Annotated in this window: 8 protein-coding genes and 2 pseudogenes; 3 read left to right on the top strand and 7 right to left on the bottom strand. The window is 42.4% G+C overall.

The annotated features are described in order from the left end of the window. Positions 1-208 precede the first annotated feature (208 nt). Positions 209-631: a DUF423 domain-containing protein gene (locus tag LC574_RS16750; protein WP_229454561.1), complete on the bottom strand. Its 423-nt coding sequence runs from the start codon at positions 629-631 to the stop codon at positions 209-211. Between the two features lie 148 nt (positions 632-779). Then, positions 780-1,265 carry a hypothetical protein gene (locus LC574_RS16745; RefSeq protein WP_229454560.1) on the bottom strand — a complete coding sequence of 162 codons (486 nt, stop codon included), beginning with the start codon at positions 1,263-1,265 and terminating at the stop codon, positions 780-782. Positions 1,266-1,471: 206 nt separating this feature from the next. Here LC574_RS16745 and LC574_RS16740 point away from each other — a divergent pair, with 206 nt between their 5' ends. Beyond that, positions 1,472-2,128: a DUF1295 domain-containing protein gene (locus LC574_RS16740; protein ID WP_229454559.1), complete on the top strand. Its 657-nt coding sequence runs from the start codon at positions 1,472-1,474 to the stop codon at positions 2,126-2,128. Between the two features lie 241 nt (positions 2,129-2,369). Here the strand turns inward: LC574_RS16740 and bchM are convergent, their stop codons facing one another. After that, a complete protein-coding gene (gene bchM / locus LC574_RS16735; protein ID WP_229454558.1) occupies positions 2,370-3,056 on the bottom strand; it encodes a magnesium protoporphyrin IX methyltransferase in 687 nt (228 codons plus the stop codon). Positions 3,057-3,434: 378 nt separating this feature from the next. On the opposite strand from bchM, the pseudogene LC574_RS16730 reads away from it, so the two are divergent. Continuing rightward, positions 3,435-4,082 (top strand): annotated as a pseudogene (locus tag LC574_RS16730) (cation:proton antiporter); the annotation flags it as partial. Between the two features lie 18 nt (positions 4,083-4,100). Here LC574_RS16730 and LC574_RS16725 read toward each other — a convergent pair. The 3 genes from LC574_RS16725 to rimP all read right to left on the bottom strand — a co-directional run bounded on the left by LC574_RS16725 (position 4,101) and on the right by rimP (position 6,474). Beyond that, positions 4,101-4,370, bottom strand: coding sequence for a YlxR family protein (locus tag LC574_RS16725; protein WP_229454557.1), 270 nt, complete (start codon positions 4,368-4,370; stop codon positions 4,101-4,103). A 148-nt stretch (positions 4,371-4,518) separates the two neighbouring features. After that, entirely contained in the window at positions 4,519-5,805 is a 1,287-nt protein-coding gene (gene nusA / locus LC574_RS16720) for a transcription termination factor NusA (protein ID WP_229454556.1), read from the bottom strand. 207 nt (positions 5,806-6,012) lie between these two features. Next, entirely contained in the window at positions 6,013-6,474 is a 462-nt protein-coding gene (rimP, locus tag LC574_RS16715; protein WP_229454555.1) for a ribosome maturation factor RimP, read from the bottom strand. Between the two features lie 213 nt (positions 6,475-6,687). Here rimP and LC574_RS38065 point away from each other — a divergent pair, with 213 nt between their 5' ends. Beyond that, positions 6,688-6,810, top strand: coding sequence for a hypothetical protein (locus LC574_RS38065; protein ID WP_267871565.1), 123 nt, complete (start codon positions 6,688-6,690; stop codon positions 6,808-6,810). On the opposite strand, the pseudogene LC574_RS16710 reads toward LC574_RS38065, so the two are convergent. Then, a pseudogene (locus LC574_RS16710) lies at positions 6,784-7,743 on the bottom strand (hypothetical protein); the annotation flags it as partial. The gene LC574_RS38065 and the pseudogene LC574_RS16710 overlap by 27 nt on opposite strands. Positions 7,744-7,874: the final 131 nt, after the last annotated feature.

Raw genomic sequence — 7,874 nt, 5'->3', positions numbered from 1 at the left:
GATATTAATGTAGCTTTTCATCAAATAGAATATGAACGTCTGCGTAATAAGTTGCAGGAAGTATATGAATCAAGCCCATTACCTGAAGTACCTTCAGCGAATGCGGATTTGCATAGTTTGTTGGTACGCCTGAGAATGAGGAGCTATGAATTATAAGTGAAAAACTCATAATTCATAACTTTGTTTGTAGGAAAATATTCTTGTTACTTTACAACTTCAAAGTCCAAGCGGCAAAAGCTAAAGTACCCCAACCAGCAAGAAAGGCTGCGCCGCCTAGTGGTGCGTAGGCGTAGCCCGTCGTAGACATCGCTCCTAAAGATTTAATACCAGTTAAGCTAAGGGCGTACAAGCTACCTGAGAAAATAACAATGCCAATGATAAACAGCCATCCACTGGCGACAAGAGTGGGTTGAGGAAATTCGGTGCGACTAATTAGTAGTGCTACGAGAAAAAGTGCTAGAGCATGATACATTTGATAACGAGCGCCAGTTTCAAAAATTTCTAGCGTAGGCGTAGCCCGCCGTAGGCATCGCTCACTAATTTTTTCCCGCAAGGCATGGGAAGCAAAAGCACCAGCAGCAACTGACAAACCGCCTAAAATGGCAGCTACGCTCAAAAAAATCTGCGTCATTAGACCTAACCGTAAGTTGATTATTAGTCATTAGTCATTGGTCACTTGTACTGAGCTTGTCCTGAGCGTAGCCGAAGGGCGTAGTCGAAGTATTAGTCATTAGTTAATAACAAATAACAAAGGACAAAGGACAAAGGACAAATGACAATTAGACATCAAAATGATATGATACAGCCCCTTCTTCGTTCACCTTAAAGTTTGCATTGAAATCTTTAGCTTTTTCATCTAAATATTGCCTAGCATGGGCTGCGGGTAGTTGTGACTGCATGGCAAAGCCTAATACAGTTATGCGCCCATGATTTTCTTGTAGCATTTTATAAAAAATCGATTGCAGGCGATCGCTAACTTGTTGATTAAGCGCCTTTTTCTCCTGTCGGCTTTGACGGTATAATCTCAATGCTAACCATGTGCCCAGTGTTAGGGTAGGAATGCCAAAAATTAGACGTTCTACCGTAGTATCATCAATTACAGGGGTATTTGTTTGTGAGAACTCAATCGAACCATCCCAAGCTAAGGGTAGCGTGATTGATTTTTCCATAGTCGTTTTATTAAATACCTCTGCTGCTGATAGAGTTACAAACATGAATCCCATTGTCAGTAGCCAAGCTGCGGCCAATTTTTCAGCAGTTTTCATAGTTCCACTTCAGATTTACACTAACTCAGCGATTTTAACCTTACTTTCGCAAAGCTTCCAATATTTGAACCTCACACGACTCAAAGTCGCGTGATTCTTGCTTCGACGATCTCTGCTTGAATTGCTCCAGGTTTTACAAGCTCTATACAGATGTATTTAGCATAATAAGTAATGAAGAGCCTTTATTTCAATAATTTCAATAACTTATGCAGAATACTGTCAACGCTGAAAACCCTGGAATAACCGGATTAAAAGCCATTAATTTGGCAAAAGTCACTACAATTGTTTGTTTGGTTGGTTTTGCTATTGTTTTCGGTATCCAAGACTGGCGACAGGTTATTTATATGTGTCTACATATTAGCTACTGTCTGTGGTGGTTGCTAGAACAGTGGTTGTTTCCAGAGCGACAAAAGATATTTAATGAGCCATCTGGAGTAGGAACTCTCATTTTTACAGTATTAATTGCAGGATTTTTTTATGTCTTACCTGGATACTTAGCATTTATCAATCCTGTTCCCTTATCAATGGCAACAGCTGCTATTGCACTTTTACTCTACATTTTTGGTAGTCTGATTAATGCCACTGCCGATGTCCAAAAGCTCACCGCCAAACAGTTTCAAGCTGGGCTAGTACGTGATAACATTTGGCGTTTTTCTCGCAATATCAATTATTTTGCAGATTTGCTGCGGTACTTAAGTTTTAGCGTTGTAGCTGGCTCCTTTTGGGCTTATTTAGTACCAGGATACATTTTTATCTTCTATCTTTGGCGTATATCTCAAAAAGAAGAGGCAATGTCTGTCAAGTATCCAGAGTATGCAGAGTATCAACAATCTAGTTCTCGTTTGATTCCATTTATTTGGTAATATTTAGGATAAATTTTGCCTTTATTACTTCAATATGGTTGTGCGATCGCTATGATAATTGTTCATGCTCCAAATCAGAGCGATGTCTCCGACGGTCACTGAGCGCAGTCGAAGTGCGGGCTACGCCTACGCCAAGTTCAAAAGCAGAACTTAGCACCAACTAGAATACTTACCAGTGTTAAGCCTTCAGATTTTTAAATCGCAGCAAAGGTATAATATTCATCTTGCTGCGATTCTAACTTTACTTACGTGTAGCTTCAAGTAGGCGGGAAAAATAGAAACGAGTCTTCGTCATCGCTTTTCGTTGCAAAGAAAAGCCATTACTTTCCAAAATTCTCACTACATCAGCCTCACGATGTAAATATGCACGAGTAGCTTTACTTGGCCCAGGAAAGAAACTGCCAATTTTCTTAAGTATACTCAGGGCGCAGGTTTTCGGCGCAAAACTGAGAATTATCCGCGACTGTGCCAAAGAACAGAGGTGAGAAATCATCTCATCCGCTTTTTCTTGGGGGTAGTGAATGAGAACATCCAAGCAAATAACGGTATGGTAACTACCACTCAACGATTCCAAATCCTGCACGGCAAAAGTGGGATTTTCGGCATTTGGCAAGGTTTGCTTGGCTCTATCCTTGCCTTCTTCCACCATTTTTTCAGAAATATCGGTGGCATAGACTTTGGCACCATCTACCGCTAGGGGGATGCTGAGACTACCGACACCACACCCAGCATCGCAGATTGATAGCTCTGGTAAATTGTTATCAGCCTTCAGCCAGCCGAGAACTGTATCAACAGTTTGCTGATGTCCATTGCGGATATCTAGTTGGACTTTGTTGACTTCGCCATCGCCGTAGATTCGCTTCCAACGGTCAAACCCTGTGGAATTGAAATACTCACGAACAATTGTTTTATCGTCGGCTGCGTTCATAAACTTTGATTTTTAGGGGTTCCAATGCTTAAAATTATCATTAATAGGAACCCATAAGAACGGTCTTCCAGATTTTTATAGATATGGCGCACAGAAGTAGGTTAACATCTTTGCACCTCTAATCATTCAAACGATAAGCGCTATGAGCCATTTTCTACTATTTATTCATCCATTCTTTTCGTTACTATAAATTCTATTTTTATTTCAACCTGTAGATGTAGATAACCCCTTCTTAAGGTAGGATCGTAATTGCGATCGCAACATTTATGCTGTTAAAGATTTAATTTTTTGTGACTAATAAGACTGAAGCAAGCAAAAAAATTAAGTAAAATTTCTTATGCAAATTATAAATCTTCTATTTAGGTTTAATTATTAAACATGGCAGTGAACTCGCTAACAGACAGTCCTATTGTTGCATTTACAATTCTCCTAACAGTAATCTTTACTGTACCTCCTATATTTGAACGACTAAGGCTACCTGGACTAGTGGGGTTGTTGGTTGCAGGTATATTACTAGGGCAAAATGGACTAAAGTTATTAAACCCTGAGTCTGAAACTATCAATCTGCTCTCGGAGATCGGCAAGCTTTATTTGATGTTTGTGGCAGGTTTAGAAATTGACTTAGAGCAGTTTCGTAAAACTAGAAATCGCTCAATCGGTTTTGGCACTTTAACATTTTTAGTTCCAATGATTGCTGGCATTGCAACAGGACGTTTATTCGATTTTGGTTGGAATGCCTCCTTCCTAATTGGTTCTTTACTGGCTTCTCATACCCTCTTGGCATATCCAATTGTGAGTCGCCTGGGAGTGGTAACGAATGAAGCTGTAACCGTCACGATTGGTGCGACAATTTTTACTGACACAGGTGCTTTGCTAGTATTAGCGATTTGTGTTGGAATTCACGGAGGAGAATTCTCCGCCATGAGTTTAGCGATTTTATTAGGTGGATTAGCAATTTACACTGCTGTTATTCTGTTTGGCTTTGACTGGGCAGGAAAAGAGTTTTTTCGCCGCTCTGGTGATGACGTCACAAAGTTGTTCCAATTAAATTTGGTTTTGGGTATTGCTCTGGGCTAGACGTTGCAACAAGCTTTGGTACAGTGTTTCTGGCACTGATGCATGTAGCGATCGCCCTAGTCGATTTTTTTTTTGGGCTGCTTGTAGGCAACTCCTTTGCGGACAAATATAGGCAGAACGCCCCATGCCCTGATCTAATTGTACCTTTCCCGATGGAAAGACGCGGACAATCCGCCAAAACTCATCTTTTGAGCCTACTTTCCGGCAACTAATACAGCGCCGATAATTTGGTTTCATCGTTTCTGGGTGATCTCAGTCCAGCATTCTGAATGTAAAAAGAAGTTTATTATTACTATTTTTTACTCATACCAAGTAGCTTTTGAGAAAATAATCCTTGAGACTGAGACTACAATCAACAGTATCAAAACTTTACAAAATTAATCAATTATTCATCATCTTCATTGTCAAAAGTATCCTCCTCTTCTAATCCGTCCTGATTTTCATCCTCGAATTCTTCCTCATATTCAAGATCGTCTTCCTCTGATTCCTCTGATTGATATTTTGTTCTTACAGCCATAAATTTGGCATCTTCTCCTGCGTAGTCGTACTTAGCTTTGTCTTTGATGTCTATTTTCCAACCAGTCAGACGGGCTGCCAAACGGACATTTTGTCCTTCTTTACCTATGGCCAAACTCAATTGGTCTTCAGCCACTAGTACGTGAGTTTGCCGGGATTCTGGGTCCATCAGGCGTACTTCATCTACCCGGGCTGGACTTAAGGCGTTGGCGATATATGTTGCTGGGTCTGGCGACCAGCGAATTACATCTATTTTTTCACCGCGTAATTCGTTGACTACCACTTGAATTCGCGATCCCCTGGCTCCGATACAAGCGCCTACTGGGTCTACATCCCGATCAAGAGTATCTACTGCTATTTTAGTCCGGGGGCCGACATAACGGGAGGGGGGGTTTGCCTCCCTAGCTACGGCAACAATCCGTACCACTTCATCTTCGATTTCTGGAACTTCGTTGGCAAACAGATAAACCACCAAACCAGCATCAGCGCGAGACACAAGCAACTGTGGCCCTCGTTGCTGCCCTTGGGAGACTTTTTTGAGATATACCTTGAAGGTGGCATTTGCCCGATAATTATCGTTGGGTAGTTGTTCCCGCTTCGGTAATTCGGCTTCTACTTCTGGCTGACCAAAGCCACTGCTGACTGCTAGAACTACTGATTGCCGCTCAAACCGCAGGACTCTTGCTTGCAGGACGGTTCCTTCTAAATCTTGGAACTCTTCTTGCACCATTTGGCGCTGTTGATCCCGTAATTTTTGCGCCAGTACCTGCTTGGTTTGTATCGCCGCCATCCGACCAAACTCTCCTTGGTCGGGGGTAACATCCAGCACCACAGAATCTCCTAACTGCGCTTCGGGAGCTACTTGTTGAACTTCATCTAGGGAAATCTGGTGGTCTGTGTTATTGACTGCTTCGACAATGGTTTTGGTGGAAAGAACGCGAAATCCTTCTCCTTCAATATCGAGTTCTACTTCAAAATTCTCAAAATAATCTTCGTCAAACTGTTTGCGTTCTAAATTTTGGGCGCGACGATAACGTTCGTAGCCTTTGAGTAGTGCTTCTCTAATAGCTGATTGAACTGCAAGACGGGGTAAATTCCGCTCGCGGCTTATACTTTCAATTAATTCTTTTAATCCAGGTAAAGTAACCATTGACATAAGCAATCTCCTTTAAAAATTAGGGACTGGGGACACAACGACTGCGCTCAGTACATCGCTGGGGACTGGAGACTGGGGACTGAAAATTACGCATTAAAGCCAGGGATTAGAGAATAGCTTTACACTAGTCCCTAACCTCTAGCTCCTAGCTCTAACCTTGAGCGAATGGCACTTTAGTCTCTAACTCAACCAGCCTTAGCCCTTTGTTTATCGGCGCTCGTCTAGCTGCACCTTAGTAATTAGGGAGCGGGGAATTTCGACTACACGAGCTTTTTGGTTTAAGTAAACTGCTGTCTCATCCCGACGAATCAACTGACCAGTCCACTCTTGTTGTCCGTCGTAGGGTGGCGAAGTGGAGATGATGACAGGAAATCCTTTAAAGGAAATAAACTCCCTATCTGTTACCAGTTGCCGCGAAATCCCAGGACTAGACACTTCCAAGACGTATGCATCTGGAACGATTTGGGCAGCATCTAAAGAGGCTTCTAAAGCACGGCTCATCCTTTCACAATCATTTAAACCGGTGTCTTGCTCAGGATTGCGAATGTCTACCCGCAAAACTGGTGGACTTTGGTTAGTGTGAAAAACCACGCCAACCACTTCCAATCCCAGTTCTTCTGCCACTGGTGTCGCCAAATCAATAATTTCTGGAACTAAAGGATGAGCCATGAGAAAATTCAATAAAAAAAGTGGGCACTAACCCACTTCCTGCGATAGGTATATCTTCCAAGAAGTCTTGTGACGAACCAATTATGATTCGCCTAATTCGAGTTTAGCGCATTTAATAATCATTGGGCATTGGGCATTGGGCATTGGGCATTGGGCATTGGGCATTGGGCATTGGGCATTGGGCATTGGGCATTGGGCATTGGTTATTAATTCTTGTCCCTCACTCCCTCATCTCCCTCATCTCCCTCATCTCCCTCATCTCCCTCATCTCCCTCATCTCCCTCATCCTCCCCTGCTCCCCCTGCTCCTTCATCTTTTCACTACTGCTGGAACTGATACTTGTGTTCGTAGCTGTCTGGTTTGCTCGATAATTTGGTCTATGTCTTCTTGGGACAAACGCTGGACGTAGTTGAGTTTGATTTCTTCTAAAAAGTCAAAAAGTAAACTCTGAATTTCTGAAAGTACGTGTTTTTCCTTTATTTGAGATCCCAAGGCATCGCTAAAGCTTTGTACGAGTTGACTGGTGAGTTTTGCGCCCACAGGGTCTTCAACAGCGCTAACTAACGTTTTATAAAGATTAGTTGTGATTTGGGTTGCCAGTTGTTCGCTTAACTGGTTTTGGGCTTGTTCCACGCCAGGGAGGTTCTGGAGGTTGCGGTAGACGGGGACTTGATGGAAGACGGTTTCGATGTTGTGGCGCAAAATGGCAACGATCGCAGGTTGGATTTCGGGTAGCACTTGGTAGACAATTGTCTTTACCAAAAGACCTGCTATCGCTTCCACTTCATTCACATTATTAATATCTATGTAGGGACGTAAATTTTCTTGTTGCAGTAGCCAACGCGTAAACTCACCCTTGTGAATTGAACCCTGAACCTGATTAATTACTCTCACCACTACAACTTCTGTGAGTTCTTCGGCAAAATTGGCAACAATTCCCTGATGAATTTGCTTTCGCACTGGATGCAAATTCAATAACCGCGCTTGATCGAGGCGAACTACTACAGGTAAAATTCGCAACCACCGCCAAAATGGCAGTAGTAAAAATAGGTCGTACCAACGCCACAATACTGCTTCAAACCAGCTTAAACCAGGATGTTGCCGTCTAATTAAGAAAGTGCGCCCCAGCAATTCTACACCAAATAAAATCACAAAGGGTAAGTCAATAATCCAGAAATTATCAACAAATTCGCCATTTTCACCGATTTGGCGGAAGTAGTTAGAGGCAATTAAAGGGCGGATGCTCTCGTTAAAAAAATTAATTTCTTTAACGAGAGCATCCGCCCTTTAATTGCCTCTAACTACTTCCGCCAAATCGGATGCGATCGCACATCGGTAATGAATCTGCAAAACAGTCCTTTGCCACTTTTTGGAGTCAGCCTTACCTATCACAAAATGGC

Origin of the sequence: Nostoc sp. CHAB 5715 (assembly GCF_020829685.1) — a bacterium.
GTDB lineage: Bacteria > Cyanobacteriota > Cyanobacteriia > Cyanobacteriales > Nostocaceae > Nostoc.
The sequence above is the reverse complement of the archived record's forward strand: the minus strand, read 5'-3'. Positions and strand labels throughout refer to the sequence as shown.